The 20774-nt window shown below is 65.9% G+C and carries 15 protein-coding genes; 5 read left to right on the top strand and 10 right to left on the bottom strand.

Annotated elements, in window-relative coordinates:
• Nucleotides 1-67 precede the first annotated feature (67 nt).
• Nucleotides 68-679: a pentapeptide repeat-containing protein gene (locus ABD919_RS06635; protein ID WP_345234958.1), complete on the top strand. Its 612-nt coding sequence runs from the start codon at nucleotides 68-70 to the stop codon at nucleotides 677-679.
• Between the two features lie 12 nt (nucleotides 680-691).
• Here the strand turns inward: ABD919_RS06635 and ABD919_RS06630 are convergent, their stop codons facing one another.
• Nucleotides 692-1657, bottom strand: a complete 966-nt coding sequence (locus ABD919_RS06630) for an O-fucosyltransferase family protein (protein WP_345234956.1) — start codon at nucleotides 1655-1657, stop codon at nucleotides 692-694.
• Nucleotides 1658-1679: 22 nt separating this feature from the next.
• Nucleotides 1680-2489 (bottom strand): GNAT family N-acetyltransferase, encoded by an 810-nt coding sequence (locus ABD919_RS06625; protein WP_345234954.1) that lies wholly within the window; start codon nucleotides 2487-2489, stop codon nucleotides 1680-1682.
• Between the two features lie 190 nt (nucleotides 2490-2679).
• On the opposite strand from ABD919_RS06625, the gene ABD919_RS06620 reads away from it, so the two are divergent.
• A complete protein-coding gene (locus ABD919_RS06620; RefSeq protein WP_345234952.1) occupies nucleotides 2680-3030 on the top strand; it encodes a nuclear transport factor 2 family protein in 351 nt (116 codons plus the stop codon).
• A 196-nt stretch (nucleotides 3031-3226) separates the two neighbouring features.
• Here the strand turns inward: ABD919_RS06620 and ABD919_RS06615 are convergent, their stop codons facing one another.
• From ABD919_RS06615 to ABD919_RS06605, 3 genes are all read right to left on the bottom strand, one after another.
• The gene (locus ABD919_RS06615) at nucleotides 3227-3943 is read right to left on the bottom strand and encodes a 3-ketoacyl-ACP reductase (RefSeq protein ID WP_345234951.1); all 717 of its coding nucleotides are present in this window, start codon (nucleotides 3941-3943) and stop codon (nucleotides 3227-3229) included.
• Nucleotides 3944-4702: 759 nt separating this feature from the next.
• Nucleotides 4703-5278, bottom strand: coding sequence for a GNAT family N-acetyltransferase (locus ABD919_RS06610; RefSeq protein WP_345234949.1), 576 nt, complete (start codon nucleotides 5276-5278; stop codon nucleotides 4703-4705).
• Nucleotides 5279-5295: 17 nt separating this feature from the next.
• Nucleotides 5296-5850 (bottom strand): GNAT family N-acetyltransferase, encoded by a 555-nt coding sequence (locus ABD919_RS06605; RefSeq protein ID WP_345234947.1) that lies wholly within the window; start codon nucleotides 5848-5850, stop codon nucleotides 5296-5298.
• Between the two features lie 386 nt (nucleotides 5851-6236).
• On the opposite strand from ABD919_RS06605, the gene ABD919_RS06600 reads away from it, so the two are divergent.
• On the top strand, nucleotides 6237-11753 hold the full coding sequence (locus tag ABD919_RS06600; RefSeq protein WP_345234945.1) for an Ig-like domain-containing protein: 5517 nt from the start codon (nucleotides 6237-6239) through the stop codon (nucleotides 11751-11753).
• Nucleotides 11754-11889: 136 nt separating this feature from the next.
• On the opposite strand, the gene ABD919_RS06595 is transcribed toward ABD919_RS06600, so the two are convergent.
• From ABD919_RS06595 to ABD919_RS06585, 3 genes are all read right to left on the bottom strand, one after another.
• Nucleotides 11890-13170, bottom strand: a complete 1281-nt coding sequence (locus ABD919_RS06595) for a TPM domain-containing protein (protein WP_345234943.1) — start codon at nucleotides 13168-13170, stop codon at nucleotides 11890-11892.
• 67 nt (nucleotides 13171-13237) lie between these two features.
• The gene (locus ABD919_RS06590; protein WP_345234941.1) at nucleotides 13238-13798 is read right to left on the bottom strand and encodes a GNAT family N-acetyltransferase; all 561 of its coding nucleotides are present in this window, start codon (nucleotides 13796-13798) and stop codon (nucleotides 13238-13240) included.
• Between the two features lie 244 nt (nucleotides 13799-14042).
• Nucleotides 14043-14585 carry a GNAT family N-acetyltransferase gene (locus ABD919_RS06585; protein WP_345234939.1) on the bottom strand — a complete coding sequence of 181 codons (543 nt, stop codon included), beginning with the start codon at nucleotides 14583-14585 and terminating at the stop codon, nucleotides 14043-14045.
• A gap of 321 nt (nucleotides 14586-14906) precedes the next feature.
• Here ABD919_RS06585 and ABD919_RS06580 point away from each other — a divergent pair, with 321 nt between their 5' ends.
• Nucleotides 14907-18740: a M36 family metallopeptidase gene (locus ABD919_RS06580; protein WP_345234937.1), complete on the top strand. Its 3834-nt coding sequence runs from the start codon at nucleotides 14907-14909 to the stop codon at nucleotides 18738-18740.
• A 72-nt stretch (nucleotides 18741-18812) separates the two neighbouring features.
• Here ABD919_RS06580 and ABD919_RS06575 read toward each other — a convergent pair whose 3' ends face one another.
• The gene (locus ABD919_RS06575; RefSeq protein WP_345234935.1) at nucleotides 18813-19547 is read right to left on the bottom strand and encodes a hypothetical protein; all 735 of its coding nucleotides are present in this window, start codon (nucleotides 19545-19547) and stop codon (nucleotides 18813-18815) included.
• 202 nt (nucleotides 19548-19749) lie between these two features.
• Between ABD919_RS06575 and ABD919_RS06570 the strand changes: the two genes are divergently transcribed.
• Nucleotides 19750-20148, top strand: coding sequence for a hypothetical protein (locus ABD919_RS06570; protein ID WP_345234933.1), 399 nt, complete (start codon nucleotides 19750-19752; stop codon nucleotides 20146-20148).
• 78 nt (nucleotides 20149-20226) lie between these two features.
• Here the strand turns inward: ABD919_RS06570 and ABD919_RS06565 are convergent, their stop codons facing one another.
• Nucleotides 20227-20763 carry a hypothetical protein gene (locus tag ABD919_RS06565; RefSeq protein ID WP_345234931.1) on the bottom strand — a complete coding sequence of 179 codons (537 nt, stop codon included), beginning with the start codon at nucleotides 20761-20763 and terminating at the stop codon, nucleotides 20227-20229.
• Between the last annotated feature and the right edge of the window lie 11 nt (nucleotides 20764-20774).

The raw sequence follows: 20774 nt of genomic DNA, 5'->3' as shown, positions 1-20774 counted from the left end.
TCACAGCCACCATTCAGCACAACCAAAAAAACAAGAAACCAGCAACCAGCAACAAGAAACCATCCCCATGAAGCCCCGCCGCAAAACCGCCTTTGCCGCCCTCACCAAGCCGTCGCGCTTTCCGGCCAGCCAGGAAGTGGAAGGCTGGGACACGGCGCGCCTGCTGGCCGAGGGCAGTGAGTTTGAGCAGTACCGCTTCGTGGGCTGTGACTTCGGCGACGCCAACCTGTCGCGCTTTCTGTTTGCCGACTGCCTGTTTGAGCGCTGCAACCTTTCCTCGGCCCAGCTGAGCAATGCGGGCTTGCAAAACGTGGCTTTTGCCGAGTGCAAGCTGCTGGGCGTGCAGTTCAGCGCCTGCCGCGACATGCTGTTTGGCGTGCATTTCGACCACTGCAACCTGGGCTACACCTCCTTCGCGGGCAAGAAGATGCCCGGCACCCGCTTCGCCCACTGCAGCCTGCCCGAAGCCGACTTCACCAATGCCGACCTCAGCGAGGCCGTGTTCGCGCATTGCAGCCTGGCCAACGCCACCTTCCACGACACCCAGCTGACGGGGGCCGACTTCAGCACGGCCGGCGCCTTCACCATCGACCCTGAGGCCAACCAGCTGCTGCGGGCCCGCTTTGCCCTCAGCGGCCTGCCCGGCCTGCTGGCCAAGTACGGCCTGATAGTAGAATAGCCAGCCCGGCCCTCACCAGATAAGCCACTGGTCGAAGTCGAGGCAGTGGCATTTTGCCTCGCCCATGCGCATGCCCAGGTACATGCCGGGGTTGGAGCTGTAGGTGCCAATAAAGGCGGTAGCCGCCGCGCAGATATCCATGCCGGCAAATAGCTTCAGGTGCTGCCGGTACTTATGCTGCGGGCTCTGCCGCACGAAGTCGCGGTGAAAGTAGCCGCGCTCCGTCGGCTCGCACAGCGTGTGAAACTGCCAGCCGGGGTACTGGGCCCGCAGCTGCTCCAGCACGGTGTAGTCGTCGGTGAGCACGAAGGCCTGCCGTCCGGGAGCCAGTTCGGCCGCCGGCCCCATGTACTCACGGAAGTCGTACAGCTGCGCCTCCGTGAACTTGTCGCCGGCCCGCACGTGCAGGGCCACGTACGCCGCCGGCAGCGCGACCGACTCCCGAAATTCGGCCACCAATGCCGCACTCTGCGCATTGTAGCGCCAGAACGCCCGGATAAGGTCCTGCGCTGCCGCCAGCAGGGGCGTATCCTGCCAGCCCAGCTCGGGCAGGTCGAAGCGCGCCTGCGCAAAGGCCGGGTCGCGGTGAAAGGCCCACAGGTCCTGGGTGAGGTAGTCGACCCTGGCCAGGGCCTTATAGGCGGCCACGATGCCGCGGTACTTCACCAGCTTCTGCAGCCGCGGCTCGGTGCTCTGCCCGATGATGTAAGGGCGCAGGTTGTAGTCGCGGTGCAGCCGGAAGGTGGTGGCGGCGGGAAAGGCCTCGAAAAAGTCGTTCCAGCCGTCGCGCAGGGCAAAGTGCGTGCGGTCGGAGTAAAGCACGAACCGGATGCGCTGCTGCAGGCAATACAGCATGGCCAGCACCATGTTGTTGTACTCCGAGAAAAAGCCCGAGTCGACGCCCAGCCGGAACACCAGCTGGGGGCTAAACGAATTATTGAGCTTGGTATAGGCTTGCCGCCAGGCCTCGTCCGTCATTGCTCGGAATGGTTAGGCCTGGTTAGCGCATCAGCTGCCATTTCGTGCGGGTGTAGGCCACCCGGAAGCCCTGCTTCTCGGCGTTGCGCTGCGACTGCGAGCCGGGCAGGGCGCCCATGCAGGCGATGCCGCAGCCCCGGGCCGCCGCGTGCCGCAGGCGCGCGTCCAGCAGGGCCGCCTGGGCGCCCTGCCCGCGGGCTTCGGGCACGGTGCTGGCCCCGGCCAGCAGGGCCACGCCGTCGTGCATAATCAGGGCGCCGGTGGCCACGGGCCGGCCTTCGTGCTCGGCCAGAAACGACAGGGCGCTGCGGGCGCTTATCTGGCCGAAGTCGAAGATGAACTCGGCCAGGTCGGGGCCTTCGGTGCTCCAGCCGGCCGCGGCGGTGCGGGCCCACAGCTCGGCCTCCTCCGGGCCGGCGATGCGCGTGCGCAGGGCAGCAGCTTCGGGCACGGCGGCCATTTCGGCCGCGCTGATGGACTGAAAAAGCAGGGTGGTGTACTCGATGGGCTGGTAGCCGCGCGCGGTCAGCAGGGGCAGCAGCGAGGGGGCGGCCAGCGGGCTTACCTCGTGCAGCACCGGGGCGCCCCGCTCCTGAAAAAAGGCCTCCAGCTCCTGCAGGTGCCCGGCCGTAACTTCCTCAAACACGCCCAGCCCAAACGTCTGGGTCAGGGGCGAGTCGGGGCCGTCGAACATGGCGTAGGCCCCGGCCACTTCCCGCCAGCAGGCGCCGCTTTCAGGCAGCAGGCGGGCACGGGTTTCTACAAAAGCCGCGTTGCCACGGGCTTCGGTGCGCTCCAGTTTTTGGGCTAAGCTCAGGTCGGCATACAGCATCGCAGTGGCGCGGCCGCTTGGTGAGGCCGGCGCAGCGCAAAAGTAATGGGCAGGCCGGCCGCTGGCCGGGCTGACTTGGCCGGCCGGGGCATGCCGAAACGCATTAGCAAGAAAAGCTAAAATTATTAGCCGCCATAAACCGGTTTATTCGTATCTTTCGCGCAGGTTTTACTCTTCTGTTCCGCCCGCTATGACAGACGCCGCCACCCTGGTTCGCAACTACCTCACCCTGCTCGAAACCTGCGACCCCAACCCGGCCCGGTACTCCGACCTGCTACACCCCGAAGTAGCTGAAAGCGAGTACGCCTACCAGCTCACGCAGCCCGAGCGCCATGGCGTGCAGCTGGCGGCCCAGGCGTTTAGCCTCGAGCACCTGCATACCTGCGCCAACGACACCGTAGTAGTAGAAGCCCGCTGGTGGGGTGAGGTGGGTGCCGATGCCGCATCCTTCACCCGCGGCCAGCAGCTCACGGCCCACTTCTGCATGGTGTTCGAGCTGCACGACGGCAAGATTTACCGCCAGCGGCAATACGATTGTTGATGAGGTGATGAGGTGATGAAGCAATAGAACGTCATGCTGAGCTTGTCGAAGCATCTTGCCTGCGGCAGTAATCCTTTTTGTTTGGGTTTACTGCTGCGGGCAAGATGCTTCGACTTCGCTTTGCTCCGCTCAGCATGACGTTCTTCTTTTTACTTCTTCACTCCATCACTTCCTCACCTCATCACCACATTGAGACTCACGGATTCGTCGACCACATGCCGGCTTCTTTGATGAAGATGCGGCGGTTGAGCTTGAGCTGGGCGACGATGATTTCGGCCAGGTCTTCGGGCTGCATCACCTTGTCGGGGTTGCCGTCGGTGAGGTTGTTGCTGATGGCCAGCTCGGTGGCCACAGTGCTGGGCGTGAGCGCCGACACGCGGATGTTGCTCTTGCGCACTTCCTGCATCAGCGACTCGGTGAGGCCCATCAGGGCAAATTTGGAGGCGCTGTAGGCGCTGCTGCCGGCGGCCGCCCGCTGCCCGGCCGAGGAGGAGATGTTGATGATGTCGCCGGTTTGGCGCACCAGCATGCCCGGCAGCACGGCCCGCGTCACGTAGTACACGCCAAACAGGTTGACGCGCACAATCTGCTCCCAGGTGGCCGGGTCCATGTCCAGGAACTTGGCAAAGGTGCCAATGCCGGCGTTGTTGATGAGGATGTCGATGGGCCCTAGCTCCTCGGCTATACGTGCCACAGCCCGGTTCACGGCTTCCAGGTCGGCCACATCGGCTGCGGCGACGGAAGCCTTTACGCCCAGCGCGGCCGCTTCGTCGGCCACGGCCCGCAGCTGGGCTTCGTTGCGGGCCAGCAGCCCCACGTGTACGCCTTCCTGGGCCAGGGCCAGTGCCACGGCCCGGCCAATGCCTTTGCCAGCGCCCGTAATGAGGGCCGTTTTTCCTTTCAGGTTTTCCATGCGCATCTGTTTTTAAGAGGTAGTAAGGAGGGTTGGCGGTATTAACTGCCAACCAGGGCCTGGGGTTGGGCCGGGCAGCCGATTTCCGCCGCTCTCGCCGGGTCCAATGACTGCATCGTCGCTTTCGTTCACCTACAATAACCCTCGCGTTCGTCGGCGAAAGCCGGTCGCTGGGCCAGAAGCCGGGGAGGGCGTTGGAGGGGCCTTCTACTTTTGAATCATCAACGCCACAGCAAGCCGCCTGACCTCCCCAAAACCCGCCTCTTCCCTCGCCTTTTTTACAATACGCTCCCTCTTCACCACTCTCGCTTCCCTCCTCTTCTTCTGCCTGCTTTCGTTTGGCCACGCCACCTAGACCCGCGGCATCAAGCCCGCTGCCAAGCCGGTGGTAGTGGCCAAGCCGCTGCCGTAGTGGCCCCGGTTGCGCCCAGCGCCCCAAGCTGGTAACTATCAAGGGCATCGTACTGGGTCAGAACGGCCTGGCCCTGCCCGGTGCCAGGGTGTTTGCCGCCGGCACGCTCACCTTCGCCTACGCCGGCCTCGGCGACTGGCAGGTGGGCATGAAAAAGGCCCGGCACGACCCGCTGTTCGTTACCCTGCTTCCCAAAGGCATCTAGGTTCCACCCCCTCCCTGCCTCCTTGAGCCCCGGTCACCCAGCCGGGGCTCTTTTTATGCGCCCGGCTCAGGCACCGGCGGGGGCACCGGAAAAGCAGCGCTGGAAGCCCGACCATGCGGGCTTTTTTGGCGTTGCCGGCCGGCTAAGCTGGGCCCGGGGCGGCATCGGGTGACGGCGCCAGCCGCGCGTACACCAGCGTATCGAAAAACTGCCCGTTGAAGCAGTAGTTTTCCCGCAGATGCCCTTCGCGCTGGAAGCCGTGCTTTTCCAGCAGGCGGCGCGAGGCGGTGTTGTCGGGACTGAGGTTGGCCTCGATGGAGTGCAGCCGCAGGGTGCCGAAGCCAAAGTCCAGCACGGCGGTCAGGGCCTCGCTCATGAAGCCCTGCTGCCAGAGGGCCGGGTGCAGGTCGTAGCCGACTTCGGCCCGGTGGTGGGCCGGCTGCAGGTTCCAGAGGCAGATGCTGCCAATCAGCTGGGGGTGGGGGGGCCGGCAGATGCCCCAGGTGATGCCCTGGTTGCTGGCCAGCTGCTTGTCGAGCAGCTGCAGGTGCTGCTGCACCTGCTCCAGGGAAGTATCCGGCGCCTTTTGAAGGTAGCGCATCACGGCCGGGTCGGAGCGCAGAAAGAGCAGCTCGGGGGCGTCGGTTGGGCTGAGCGCCCGCAGGTGCAGGCGCGGCGTGCGCAGCTCCTGCAGCGGCGTGAGTTGAATATCCAGCATACGGTGAAAACTCTAAATTAGAAGGTTACGGAACGGGCGGGCCGCTCCATCATCAGGGTGGGCTCGCCCTTGTAGGTGGTGCGGGCAAACTCGCGGTAGCCGAACTTCTCGGCCACGCGGCGTGAAGCCAGGTTGTCGGGGTCCATGATGCACACGGTGCGGGCCCCGCCAAAGTGCTGGTCGCCCCAGGCCAGGGCGGCGGCCACGGCTTCGCTGGCGTAGCCCTGGCCGTGGGCCGCGGCTGCCAGCACCCAGCCTATCTCCGGCACGCCCTTGATGGACGGCTCGATGTGGCGCTTGCCGTCGGCAAAGCCCACGGCGCCGATAAAGCGGCCGCTGGCTTTTTCCTCTACAGCCCAGAAGCCAAAGCCCTGCAGGGCCCAGTGGCCCACGCTGCGCAGCATCATGGTCCATACTTCTTCCTCCACCATGGGGCGCGGGCTCAGGTAGCGGTAGAAAGCCGGCGCCTGCCAAATGGCCAGGTAGGCGTCGAGGTCGGCCAGCTGGTAGCCGCGCAGGCACAGGCGCTCGGTTTCCAGAACGGGCGTTTGCTGGTACGGAGGAGCAGGCATAGCGGGCAAGGCGGAGTTGAAAACCAGGCGGTAAAGGTAGGCACCGCCGCAGGGGCAAGCCAAGCGGCTGGGGCTGGCAACGTTCCCGGCAACGTTTGCACAAATAAACCTATGTAGGCGCATCTGAGAAGCCGCCAACAATGCCGAAATATGCTGAATATATGTCCAGAATTCATGCTTATTAAGTTGGAAACCAGCTCTTCTAAAACTGCTTTCGCTGCTGAGCAGCCGCGCTGAATTCTCCTCGGCCAGGGCCGGACTACGCGCCCATTTCCCCTGGCTGCCGTGGGCGCTGCCCGCCGCCCGGCCTTGGCCCCCCCTACGCAAGCCCCGCCGGCCTACGGCCCGCCCCAACGCCTTAAACTCCCACCTACTTCAGCAACAACATGTTTGTCTTTACTTCCCTGCCCGCAGCGGGACTTACCCGCTGGCTGACCGGCAGCTGCCTGGCCCTGGGCCTGCTGGGAGCTGTGCTCCCAGCCCAGGCCCAGCCCACCGTGCTGGGTACCGACCTGCCCGGCGGCAGCTACGGCACCTTCAACCTGAACCCGGTAGGCGGGTTCCGGCAGTACCGGCTGCAGGCCAGCGCCAGCAGCCCGGCCGGCAGCTGGCAGTGGCAGTTTGCCCAGGGCACGGCTGGAGCCGAAGACTACAGCACAAACTGGCGCCCCTATACCAGCGACCAGACGCTGGCAGGCTACAACCAAGTTGTTGACCCGGCCACGCAGGCCGCCTCGGCGCGTTTCAACTCAGGCTTTGGGGGGCAGCCGGGCAAGCTGCCGGCCGTGGTAAGCGGACGCTATTATACGTTTAACGTGACCAGCCTCGGAGCCGGCAGCAACAACAGCATGGCCGTGCTGGAAACGGTGTACAGTCCCGTAGCCATCAGCACGGTGAGCCAGAGCCCGGCCACGCCGGGCCGGCAAAGCCAGGTGCGGGTGACAGCCACGCTGGCGGCCGCGCCCCACGCGGCCGAGTACTTCTACCTGCGCTACTCCACCGACAACTTCGCCACGTCGGCGGCCGTGGCCATGGCCGTGAGCGGCAGCACGGCCACGGCCCTGATTCCCGGGCAGGCGGCCAGTACGGCGGTGCGCTACTACGTGTTCAGCTCGCCCATTGCCACGGTGGCTGGCCTGGGCTCGGGCTACGACATGCTGACCCTGAACCTGAACAACAACAGCGGCGCCAACTACAGCTATACCGTGGCCACGGGCATTGCCGGCAGCTACGGCATCGACAACGTGACGGGCAGCGCGGCGGGCAGCAACGGCGTGTTCGACAGCTTCGCCAACGCCATTACCTTCCTCAATGCCACCACCGTAACCGGCCCCACCACCTTTAACGTGACGGCCGGCCAGACATTTAGCGAAGGCGCCCTGACCGTGCTGCGCACGGGCACGGCCAGCAACGGCATCGCCTTCAGCAAAGCCGGCACGGCCGCCAACCCCGTTATTCTGACCACCGCCACCGGGGCCAGCTCCGCCGCCGTCGACCTGCACGGGGTCAGCTATGTTACCTTCGACGGCATCGACATTGGGCTGGCGGCGGCCAATGCGGCGGGCCCCATCTACGGCTACCGCATCCGCAACCGGGCGGGCACGCCCATCCTGGGGGCCGGCAACAACCTCATTCAGAACGCCACTATCTCGCTGAACCGGGCCACCGGCGGCAGCTACGGCGCCGCCATCAGCAGCAACACCAGCTTCAACGGCACGGCGCCCACCACGACCGGCGGCGGGGCCAGCGCCACCTGCAGCAACAACGTGCTGCGCAACCTGAGCATTCGCAACAGCCAGAACGGCATCCTGCTGGCCAGCGCCAACACCTCGGCCACCCTCACGCTGTCGGACTATGGCAATGAGGTGGCCAACTGCACCGTGGGCGAAGCCGGCACGGCCGACGACCTGGGCGGCAACGGCAGCACGGCCGCTAACTATGGGATTTACAGCCTGAACGAGTACCGCGTCAGCATCCACGACAACACCATTCAGAACGTGACGGGCCGCCAGAACTTCGGGCTGGCCGCCCTCTACTGCTACGGCACCGGCGCCGATGCCAGCACCATCTACAACAACCGCATCAGCAACATCCGCAGCGTGGGGGCCAGCACCAGCAACTTCTCCTACGGCGCCCGCCTGGGCGTGGCCGCGGCATCGGCTTCTACGGCCGCCACGCTCAACTTCTACAACAACATCATCAGCCGCGTGACGGGCAGCACCACCAGCGCCACTACCAGCCGCTCCAGCGTGGGCATCTCGGTGGTAGGCAATGGCTCCAACCCCGCCAGCAGCCAGGTGGTCAACCTCTACTACAACACCGTGGTGATTGACCCCTCCGACGTGTTTGTGTCGGCCACCAACAACGGCACGCTGGGCAGCAACGCCTGCATTGAGCTGGCCGCGCTGATTCAGCCCACCAACATCGTGAATAACATCCTGGCCAACCTCACCAACTACACCGGCACCAGCACCAGCGCCCGCCACTTCTGCATCATCACGCCCGCCAGCAGCGGGCCGGTGGGCGGCGTGGGCTCGGTGTGCAACTACAACGACCTCTACATTCAGTACCTGCAGAACGGCACGCCGGCCAGCAGCGGCTTTATTGGGCAGTACGGCAGCAGCAACTTCCAGACCCTGGCCCAGTGGCAGGGCACGGCAGGTACGCCCGACCTCAACTCCGTGGCCGCCGACCCGGGCTTCAACGCCGTGTTTAAGCCCACCAACACCTCGGCCCTCGACAACAAGGGCACGCCCCTGGCCGGCATCAGCACCGACATTGCGGGCCTGACGCGGGGCGCGGGCGCAGCCGGCAGCAGCACGGCCCCCGACCTGGGAGCCTACGAGTTTGTGCCGGCGGCCATCAGCATCCGGCCCACGGCCCTGACGGCGCCGGCCAGCACCGGCTGCTACGGCACCGACGAGGCCGTGAGCGTAAGCGTGCAGAACAGCGGGGCTGCCACCCTCGACTTCGCCGCAAATCCGCTGACCGTGACGGTAAACGTCACAGGGGCCGTCACGGCCACCGTCAGCACCACCATCAGCACCGGCACCCTGGCGGCGGGCGCCAGCCAAAGCGTGGCCGTGGGCACGCTGAACATGAGCGCCGCCGGCACCTACACCTTCGCCGTGGCCGCCACGGTGAGCGGCGACCAGAACACCTTCGACGACGTGCTGACGCCGGCGCCGGCCGCCATCACGGTTACCCCGCCCAGCATCGGCTCCATTGCCGCCTCCACTACCACGCTGTGCCAGTCGGGCAACGTCACGCTCACGGCCACGGGCGCGGCCGGCGGCACAGTTACCTGGTTCTCGTCGGCCGACGGCTACAGCACGGCTATTGGCACTGGCACCCCTTTGGTAGTCACCGGCGTGGCGGCCACTACCTCCTACCAGGCCAGGGTGGTTTGCGGCGGCAGCGTGCAGTCGGCCTTTTCGAATACGGTGACGGTAACCGTCAACACCCCGGCCCTGACGGGCACCAGCTCGCCGGTGAGTGCCGGCTGCGCGGGCGGCACCGCCACGCTGACGGCCACCGCCAACGCCGGCGCCACCATTTACTGGTACGACAGCAGCAGCTCGGCGCTGGTGCTGGCCACGGGCAGCACGTACGCGCCCACGGTAGCGGCCAGCCGGCAGTACTTCGCAGCCGCCACCGTGCCCGGCGCCGACCAGACGGCCGGCCGCAGCACGGTGCCGGCCTCCACGGCCACCAACGGCAGCCTGGGCAACACCGGCCTGCAGTTCAACGCCCTCAGCGACTTTGTGCTGAAAACGGTGACCGTGTACCCGACGGCCAGCACGGCCACCACCACGACCTTCTACCTGAGAAACAGCGGCGGCACGGTGCTGGCCAGCAAGGAAGTTAACCTGCCGGCGGGCAGCAGCACGGTGGTGACGCCGGTAGTAGTGACGCTGGACTTCGCCATCGCGGCCGGCACCGGCTACCAGCTGCTGCAAACCACCAACCTGAATAGCCTGCTGATTCGGGAAAACACCAGCGTGTTTCCCCTCACCACGGCGGGCGTCGTCACGGTTACCAACGGCATCAACCCCGCCGTGACTACGGGCAGCTACTACTTCTTCTACAACTGGGTGGTGGCCCCCATCTGCAGCAGCCCCCGCACGGCCGTGCAGGTAAACGTGAGCCCCCTGCCCACGGCCACCCTGAGCAGCAGCGGCCCGGTCTGCGCCGGCTCGGCGGCCACGGTGAGCATTGCCCTCACCGGCACCGGCCCCTGGGACTTCACCTACACCGATGGCAGCACGCCCGTGACGGTGACCGGCAGCACTGCCAACCCCTACACGTTTACGACGCCGGCCCTGAGCAGCGCCACCACCTATACCCTTACCAGCCTGAACGATGCCAGCTGTGCCGGGGCCGGCGCCGGCCTGGGCAGCACCACCATCGCGGTAAATACCACCACCACCTTCACCGGGGCGGTCGACGGCAGCTGGCACACGCCCGGCAACTGGAGCAACTGCCTGCCCTCGGCCCTGGTAAGCGCCATTATTCCCAGCGGCGCCACCGTGGAGCTCAGCAGCGGCACGGGCAGCACCAGCAACCTCAGCATTGCCGGTACGGGCAGCCTCACCCTGGCCGGCAGCGCGGTGCTGGACATCAAGGGCAACTTCGCCACGGCGGGCCTGGCTTCGTTTACGGCCGGCCCCGGCAGCACCACCAGCTTCTCGGGCCCGGGCACGCAGAGCATCGGCGCCGGCACCTACTACAACCTCGTCGTGGCCGGCAGCGGCAGCGCGGCCAAGTCGCTGAGTGCCGACATTGTGGTGACCAACAACGTAGACCTGACCAATGGCATGCTCAACAGCAACGGCAACGAGCTGCAGATGAACAGCCTCAGCGGTGCCTTCCTCGGGGCCGGGGCCGGGCACTACGTGGTAACCAACGGCAGCACGGGCCGCGTGCGCTTCAACAACGTAGGGGCCGGCGGCCGCGGCAGCGTCACCTTCCCCATTGGCACCATCAGCTACACGCCGGCCACCCTCGCCAACACCGGCACGGCCGACTACTTCGTGGGCACGGTAATGGACGGCATCAGCCGCCAGGGCACGGCCATCACCTCGCATGTGGTAAACAAAACCTGGAACATCAGCGAAGGCACGGCCGGCGGCTCAGCGGCCGCCCTCACGCTGCAGTGGAACGCCAGCGATGAGCTGGCCAGCTTCGAGCGCAGCAACGCCACCATTGCCCACTACGAAAATGGGGAATGGAACGCGCCCTGCTTTACCTGCTACGGCCCCGCCGCCGGCAGCAACCCCTACCTGCTTACCCGCACCGGGCTCACGTCCTTTTCGCCCTTCGGCGTGGAGGATGCCACCATGCCCCTGCCCGTGGAGCTGACCCGCTTCGACGCCCGCCGCCAGGGCAGCCGCACCGAGCTGAGCTGGGCCACGGCCAGCGAGAAAAACAACCGCGGCTTTGACGTACAGGTCAGCAGCAATGGCCGCGACTTCCGCGCCCTGGGCTTTGTGGGCGCCGCCGGCACCGGCAACCGCCCCCAGGCCTATGCCTACACCGACGACGAAGCCGGCAAGACCGGCCTGCGCTACTACCGCCTGCGCCAGGTAGACCACGACGGCACGGCCAGCTTCTCGCCCGTGCGCAGCGTGCTCTTCGACCAGCCGCTGCTGGGCCTGAGCGCGGCCCCCAACCCCTTCCGCCAGGAGCTGCAGGTAAGCGTGCAGCTGCCCACGGCCCAGGCTGCCTGCCGGCTTACCCTCAGCGATGCTGCCGGCCGGGTGCTGCGCAGGTACCAGCTCGACCTGCCGGCCGGGCTGAGCCAGCAGCGCCTCACCGGGCTGGAAGACCTGCCCAAAGGCCTGTACCTGCTGCGCGTCGCCTTCGATAGCAAGCCCCAGCACCTGAAGGTGGTGAAGGAATAACCCGTACTGCCGTGAATGAAAAGGCCCCGCCGTTGCAACGGCGGGGCCTTTTTGCTGATGCTGTTTTGTCGAAAGTCCGCCGACAGCGCGCCATCACCCGGCAGGGTGAGCCTCAGGAATTGCAGCGCTCAGCTGCCTACCAGGAGCCGCTGTTGTCGTCGCCGCCGTCGAAGCCGCCTCCCCCGCTGTCGCCCGACGACAGGTCGTCGTAGCTGCCGCTGTCGGAGAAATAGTCGTTTGAGGAGTTGTTCAGGGCATCATCGGAGAAATAGTCGGGCGCGGAGCGGTAGTCGCTGCCCTCGTCGTTCAGGGCCGGGAAGCCCGTGCCGGCGCCCCCACCAAAGCCGGCGCCGCCTGCGCCGGCGGCGCCGCCCAGGTGCGAAGGGGGCGTGTCGGCGCCGCCCAGGTTGTGGCCCTGGCTGTCGTGGTCGTGCCCCGACGAGGCCATGCGGTTGCCCAGGTAAGCCCCGGCGGCCGCGGCGGCGCCGGTCATCAGCACGCCGCCCATGCCGCTGCCCATACCGCCGCCCGGCGCCGGGCCATAGCCCGGCCCGGGCTGCTGGTAGCCGCGGCCGTAGCTCCCACCCGGCCCCGGGCCGGGCCCGCCGCCGTTGCCATAGAAGTCGGGTACCGGCGCGGCATTAGCGGAGGCGGCGCTGCGCCGGCGGAACATGCGCAGCAGCAGCCACAGGATGCCCACTACCACCAGCGCCCCCACCAGCAGCGTGCCCATGCCCGGGCCGGAAGGCTCGGGCGCCGAAGCGGGCGCATACGCCGGCTCCGACGCGTAGCCCGGGCCAGTGCCGGGCTCGTTGCCCAGCGCGCTGCTGCCCGCGCCGGAGCTCAGCCCGTCGGCCGGGGCGGTGGCGCCGGCGGCCGCGGTGCCCGCCGTGGCGTCCTGGCTTTGCTGCGGGCGGGAATCGGGGTTGGCCGCCAGCATAATGCTGCTCAGGCCGGTGCGCAGGCCGGCGAAGTAGTTGCCCTGCTTGAAGCGGGGCGTCATTTCCTGGTTGATAACGCGGCTGACCAGCTCGGGCGTGATTTTGTCGCGCACCCCGCTGCCGGCCTGCACGGTCACCTTGCGCTCCTCCTTGCTGAGCAGCACCACCACGCCGTTGTTCTTGTCGCGCTGGCCCACGCCCCAGGCGGTGCCCAGCTCCCGGCCGTAGTCGGCCACGTCGCGCCCGCCCAGGCTGGGCACGGTCACCAGCACTACCTGCGTGCCGGTGTTGTCGGCGTAGCGCCGCAGGCCCGCCTCCAGCTTCTTGGCATCGCCCGCGCTGAGCAGCTGGGCCTGGTCGTTTACAAATTGAAACGGGCTGGGCCGGGGCGGCAGGCCCTGGGCCGAAGATTGAGCCAGGAGCGGGGCCGGGGCGGCCAGCACCCACAGCCATACGAGCAGCAGCAAGCGATACATAGCGCGAAAGGTGAAGTGAGCAAAAAGTTGGAATTGCTACACTTCTACGGCCCCCACCCCGATGTGGCTATGCCGCTCCCGTCCCGGGCCGCTCCAGCAGCACAATGGGATTGTCTTTGTACGTGCTGCGGGCAAACTCCCGGTAGCCAAACTTGGCGGCCACGTTCAGCGAAGCCGTATTGTCGGGGTCGATGATGCACACTGTGCGGGCGTCGGCAAACTGCTCCTGCCCCCAGGCCAGGGCCGCGGCCACGGCCTCACTGGCGTAGCCCTTGCCGTGCGCCGCCGGGGCCAGCACCCAGCCAATTTCCGGTACGTCGTCCATGCGCGGGTCGAGGCCGCGCTTGAAGTCGGCAAAGCCGATGGAGCCGATGTAGGAGCCGCTGGCTTTCTCCTCTATGGCCCAGAAGCCGTAGCCCAGCAGCGTCCAGTGCCCGATGGTGCGCAGAAACTTGCCCCACACCTCCTCGGCCGGCATGGGGCCGGGGCTGAGGTGGCGGTAGAAGTCCGGCTCCTGGCACATGGCCAGGTGCAGCTCAAAATCCGAGGGGTAGTAGCCGCGCAGCCAGAGCCGGGCAGTTTCGAGAACGGGGACGGGGTGCAGGGGCGCAGATAGGGGCTGTGGCACGGCAGGCAGCAGAAAAGGTGAAACGGGCACCAAATATACCGGCGGCCTCAGCCATCCTGCTTCGCCCGCAAGGCTTAGCTGCCCGTGCCCAGCGAAAACTACCGCAGCCAGCGCCGCGCCTCTTCCTGGTTGGTTAAAGCACGCCGGTCACAGCTCAAGTAAGCCGGCCTGCATATAGCAGCAGCCCCGGGTGCCGGCACTACGCCAGCGCCCGGGGCTGCTTGCGTGGGGCCCGGTTCGGGTATTAGCCGGCCGGCTCCACTTCGCGCTCGAAGCTCAGGCGGCCATCGGGCAGGGTTGCGGTTTCGGCAAATCCGTTGCGGCGCAGCACCTGCTGGGCGCCGGGATTGTCGGCAGCCGGCCGGGCCAGCAGCCGCCGTACCATGCCCGTAGCCGCGGCCTGCTGCACCAGCCCGGCTACCAGCTCAGTGGCCAGGCCCTGCCCGCGCCACTCATCGGCCACGGAGTAGTCTATCTCAACCGTACCCGCCGCATCGGGCGGGCCCAGAAAGCCGCCGACGCCGATAAGCGTGCGGGGCGTGCCGTCGTGGGCTTTGCGCAGGGCATACCAGCTGTACCAGCCCGCCGCCGTACGTCCGCCCTCGGTGAGCAGCGCCAGCTGCTGGGGGCGGCTGTCGGGGCCGGTGACCACAGGTGGCCAGACCGCGGGCAGGGCCGAGCCCAGCAGCACCGGGAAGTAGTGGGGCTTGTGCAGCTCGGCCGTGAGCAAGGCGCGGCTGGCCGCAATCAGGGTGAGGCGGGAAGTCTGGGCAATGAGCGGAATCATGGAGCTTATACGGAGGAAGCCGCAGGCCCGACAAGCCCGAAACCAGCCCATTTGTTACTGAAACTAATGTAATTAATAATTGCACATATTCAACAAATCAACACGATTATTTGCACTTTAATAAGCTTGGCTCTTGTATTTTTTTTGCACTCAATACCAAAGCACTATGCCAGCAGCTCGTGCTATTTTAACACTTTGCAAATTATTGTGCAACCTAAATGAAAAATGCACAATAAAGAGAAGGCAACATAGAAATCATGGAAAAACAACCTTAACTTTGCCAGATGTTGCACTTTTATCACTGGCTCCTTTTTTAGCTACATGAAAAAACTTTTTACGCATTCTCTACTACTTGCAATTACCAGTGGCGCTGCCTGGGTAGCTCCGGCGCAGGCCCAGAAAGTTTCGGCACCCGCCGATGCCAGCGCCGCCAATAAATCCACGGCTCCCTGGGCGGCCCTGAATGGCCGCCCCGAGGACGTTCGCGTAACCAGCTCCTACACCGACGAGGCCAGCGGCCTGAACCTGGTGTACGTAGAGCAGCTCTACCGCGGCATCCCCATCTACAACCACGACCTCACCCTGGCTTACTCCGGCACTCGCCTGGTGCATAAAGCCGGGACCATGGTTGCCCACGAGCGCCTGGCCAACCTGCCCGCTACACCTGCCGTAGCCGCCGCCAGCGCCGTGCTCACCGCCGTGCGCCCCTGGATGAAAGCTGGAGTAGCCGCCCCGCAGGCGCGCTCGGCCGCCACCGGTGTGGAAGCCAAGCAAACATTCACCGCCCCCGGCATTTCCCGCCGCGACATTGAAGCCCGCCTGGTATGGGCTACCGACAAGCAAAACCGCCTGCACCTGGCCTGGAACGTGAACGTGGAGCTGCTGGGCTCGTCCGACTGGCTCAACATCCGGGTAGATGCCGCCACGGGCAGCATCATCGGGCAAGACAACTGGACTGTGCACGAGGCGCCTATGGCACTGAAGCGCCACGCCGTGCTGGGCCGCAAGACCGGGGCCTACGCCCCGGCCGCCAGCGCTGCCGTGGCCCGGCCCAGCTCCACTACGGCCGTTACCACCAGCGCCCAGTACCTGGTTATTCCCTACCCCAAGGAAAACCCCATCGGCACCAGCTTCCAGACCGAAACAAACCCCTGGACCAGGGCCGGCGCCAACAACAACGCCACCACCCACGGCTGGCACTTCGATGGCACCACCACCTTTGCCAACACCCGCGGCAACAACGTAAACGCCTACACCGACCTGGGCGGCACCGATCCGACGTCTCCAACGACCTATGCGCCGTCGACCACGGCCGTGCCCTCGCTGACCTTCAGCTACCCGCGCGACTTCAACGTGTCGCCCACCTCCACGGCTGACAACCGTAACAACGCGGTTACCAACCTCTTCTACTGGAACAACATCATCCACGACGTGCTGTACCAGTACGGCTTCAACGAAGCCAGCGGCAACTTCCAGGTTACCAACCTTGGACGCGGCGGCAGCAGCGGCGCCGACGCCGTGCGTGCCGAAGCCCTCGACGGCAGCGGCACCAACAACGCCAACATGTCGACGCCCGCCGATGGCAGCGCCCCCCGCATGCAGATGTTTCTGTGGGACGGCCCGCCCACCACGCGGGTGAACTCGCCCAGCGGCATCGCCGGCGACTACTACTCGGTGGAAAGCTCCTTCAGCACGGCCAACAAGCTGATTAATGTAGGCCCCAAAACCGGCGCCCTGCAGTACTACAATGATGCTACCGGCGGCACCCATGAGGCCTGCACGGCCAACACCGCCAACGTGCTGACCGGCAAGATTGCCGTTATCTACCGCGGCAACTGCGGCTTTACCGTGAAGGTGAAGGAAGCCCAGAACCGCGGCGCCATCGCCGTGCTCATGATTAACAACCAGCCCGGCGAGCCCATCGGCATGGGCGGCACCGACAACACCATCACCATCCCGGCCGTGATGATATCGCAGGACAATGGCGTCATCATCACCAACGCCATGGCCAGCGGCACCGTGAACGTGACGCTGCTGGCTACGCCCCCCATCGATGGCAACCTCGACAACGGCGTGATTACCCACGAGTACGGCCACGGCGTATCCAGCCGCCTCACCGGCGGCCCGGCTCAGGCCGGCTGCCTGGGCAACGCCGAGCAGGGCGGCGAAGGCTGGAGCGACTACCTGGGCCTGATGCTGACCACCGACTGGACCACGGCCCAGCTTACCGACGGCCCCAACCGCCGCGGCATCGGCAACTTCGACGTGGGCCTGCCGGCCGACGGCCCCGGCATCCGGGCCTACCCCTACTCTACCTCCATGACCGTGAACCCCCTTACTTATGCCAGCGTGAGCAGCTCGGCCGGCGTACACGCCAACGGCACGGTGTGGTGCTCGGCGCTGTGGGACATGACCTGGAACATCATTCAGCAGGAAGGCAGCATTACGGGCAACCTCTACAATAGCGCCGCCACCGGCGGCAATATCATGGCCCTGCAGCTGGTGATGCTGGGCATGAAGCTGCAGCCCTGCCAGCCGGGCTTTCTCAATGCCCGCGACGCCATTCTGGCCGCCGATGATGCGCTTTACCAAGGCCGCCACCGCTGCTCCATCTGGCGGGCCTTCGCCCGCCGCGGCATGGGCGTGAGCGCCGTACAAGGCGCCTCTACCAATGCCGATGACCAGACCGCCGCGTATGACGTGCCCAGCGGCGTACAGCTGGAAAAGGCCACCGAGCCCCTGGCCGGCAACACCTTTAACATTACGCTGAAGGCTACCTGCAACTGCGACGCCCCCCTGAACAACTACCGCCTCACCGACGTGCTGCCCACGGGCCTGCAATACGTGAGCAGCAGCGGCGGCACCCTCTCCGGCAACACAGTGACCTTCGCCGACCTGGGCTTCACCACGGCCAATGAGACGCGCACCTTCACCATTCAGGCCCGGGCCGCCAGCGGCGCCGCCTGCGCCCAGACCTTCCCCGTAAACGACACCCGCGAGGGAACGCCCACCGGGGGCTTTGCCTCCTCCGCTACCAGCGGCCAGGTTACGCCCTGGGCACCGTCTACCACCCGCTACTACAGCCCGGGCAGCGCCTGGAGCATCACCGGCGGCGCCCGCACCAGCGACGTGACCCTGACCTCGGCGGCCTTCACACCCACGCCGGCTTCCATCCTCTCCTTCTACCACTACTTCGACTACGAAGCGGGGTACGACGGCGGCAACGTGGAGATTTCGACCAACAACGGCACCTCCTGGACAGATGCCGGCAGCTACTTCCTGCAGAACGGCTACAATTCCAGCACCGCCAATGGAGCCTGCTTCACCGGCGCTTCGGCCAATGGCTCAGCCCCGGCTGACTTCATCAAGTCGAACATCAACCTCTCCTCGTTTGCCGGCAGCTCCGTTCGCGTCCGCTTCCGCTCACGCAGCGACAACTCGGTGGCCAGCGTGGGCTGGACAGTGGATAACATCCTCGTTACCAACGGTTGCGGCGGCTCCCAGCTGGTACGCCTCTATGACCCCGCCAACAACGTTGTATCAACTACCTCGCTGGTGACTTTCCTCACGCCTGCCCCGCTGCCGGTGTCGCTGCTCCGCTTCGACGCCCGCTGGAAGGCTGCCGGCACCGAGCTGAGCTGGGCTACGGCCAGCGAGAAAAACGCCGACCGCTTTGTAGTGGAGCGCAGCCTCGACGGCAGCACCTGGGCGGAAGTGGGCTCCGTAGCCGCGGCCGGCAACTCGGCCCGCGCCCTGGACTACCGCTTCGTTGATGCTGACGCCCTGCGCCTGCCCGCCGGCATGCTCTACTACCGCCTGCGCCAGCTCGACTTCGATGGCACGGCTGCCCTCTCGCCCGTGCGCCTGGTAACGCGCCCCGCCGGCGCCGGCCTGCTGCAGCTCACGGCTCACCCCAACCCCGTGGGCAGCAAAGCCCTGCACCTGACCCTGCAGGCGCCCGACGCCCAGGAAACGGCCACCCTGCGCCTCTTCGACGCCACCGGCCGCGTGCTGTGGCAGGAAAAGGTGACCCTGGTGGGCGGCACTGCTACCCTCGACTGCCCCAAGGTGGCCCAGCTGCCCGCCGGCCTCTACCTGGTGAAGGCCGAGCTGTCCAACGGCAGCACCAGCACGGTGCGCGTGGTACGCGAGTAGCCTCGCCTGAATTTTGCCAACAAAAAGGCCGCTGGAATCTTCCAGCGGCCTTTTTGCTGTCATTAGCAGCCCTCAGTCTTCGTCGAGCACGGCGCCGGCCTTGTACCACTCGTTCATCAGCTGGTTCTGCTCCTCGCTGAGGCGCTGGTACACCTTGTTCATGCGCTCCCTCCCCATTATGAAATACTCGGGGTCTTGCCGGGCCAGGCGCACGGCCTCCTCCCCGGGCTGCAGCACGCCGTTGAACCTGTTCATAAACACGGCGTCCTCCGCTTTGATGAAGTACGCCAGCGCGGCGTACTGCTTCAGCAGCTCGGCCCGGCTCAGGGCGGGGTGCAGGCTGTTTAGCCGGGCCCAGTATACCTGCCGCAGCGCCTGGGCCAGGCGGGCTTTGGGTGCCGGCAGCAGGGCTTCGTCGAGGAAGGCCAGCCCTTCGGCTTGCCGGCGCTGCAGCAGCTGCTCGTAGGGCTGCACCAGCTGCTCGTAGCGGGCCAGGGCTTTGCGCTGCTCCTTTTCCAGCAGACGTTCCTCGTCTTCCTGCACGGGGTGGCGCAGCACGGTGCCATAAAAGCAGGCCGTGGCCGCCACCGCCGACGCCAGGTACCAGGCGCTGTGCACGAACGCCAGGGCGGTGGCCAGGGCCGCCCAGCCCAGCAGCCCGGCCAGCAGCGCCCGCGCCAGCCCCAGCTGCGAGCGGTCCTGGTGGCGACGGCTCAGCACCTTCACCAGCCGGCCGGCCAGCAGCCCCAGTCCCAGCCCCAGGCCCGACAAACCCAGCCAAACCATTACCGATACAAGTCCGTCCATGTGCCCGTGCTACCCCGGGTGGGAGCCACTGCTTGCGCCCCACCGGTGAGCGGCAAAGTAAGCAGGGCGGCCCTCAACTTCCAGATGGGCCCTCCCCGCTTCCGCTTAAGCTCGGCATTATCCTTTTGGCTGGTTAGCCCGTTACCCACCCTGGCCCTTCCGGGCACCCGTATCCTCCTTTCCACTTCCATAACCCTACCTCATGAACCAGCCCATCTCGCGTCAGCAGCACGCTATTCCCGAGTTCACCCTCATCACGGCCTTTGCCGCGGCCCCGGCCGCAGCCGGCTTTACCGACGACAAAACCGCTTCTACCGTTTCCTATGCCATTGCGGGCACAGCCCTGCTTTCCGGCCTCCTCACCCGCGCCGAGTGGGGCCTGGTGAAGGTGATGCCCTACAAAGCCCACCTGGTAATGGACGTGGTGAGCAGCCTCACCGCCCTGGCCGCGCCCTGGCTGTTCGGCTTTGCCGACAACACCCGCGCCCGCAACGCCTTCCTGGCGCTCGGGGCCACGGGTGCCGTCGCCACGGCCCTGTCGCAGCCCGAGGAGATGCCGATGTACTCCCAGGCCAGCAGCCTGCACGAAGCCTCGGTTTAGCCTTCTCGATATGCAAAACCGGCCGCCCCTGTCCTTTGCATGGGCGGCCGGCTGCATCTATTCAATTCCATCGGGGGCTTACGCTTCGCCCATGGTGAGCCCGATAATCAGCAGGCTCCAGCAAACGAAGCACACCGACATCAGGATGAGCTGGCGGGTGTTGAAATAGTCCTGGTCGTAGCCACCGTAGGCAGGCGCCTGCAGCATGGCATCCCGAAACGCCCGGTACCCCGGCACCAGGAAGCCGAAGGCGCCCAGGCTGGCTAGCCACAATGGGTCGGGCAGCCGGCTCAGCAGGCTCACAATGACATAGCCCGTAACCAGCCCCCCCGGATTGGGAATGGGGGTGTAGCCGCCGGAGTGGCAGGCAAACTGATTGATGGTTTTCAGCAGCTCGTTGAGGGTGAACAAGCTGAAAATAGCCCGCGCGGCCGGCCAGGTGTCCGTCTGCTGCCATTGCTTAAAAAACCGCCAGGTTTTGTATTGCCACCATAAGCCATACAAGCCCAGGGTGAACAAGCACAGGGCAATAAACTTACCGGGACTGACGAGGGGATACGCCTCCCAGGTTTCCGCGGGCAGCTGGCTGGTGACCGGAGTAGCAACAGGCTCCATAAAAACGAAAT

The sequence above is a fragment of the Hymenobacter saemangeumensis genome, assembly GCF_039541835.1.
Lineage (GTDB): Bacteria > Bacteroidota > Bacteroidia > Cytophagales > Hymenobacteraceae > Hymenobacter > Hymenobacter saemangeumensis.
This window is presented reverse-complemented; position numbering and strand designations above follow the sequence as displayed.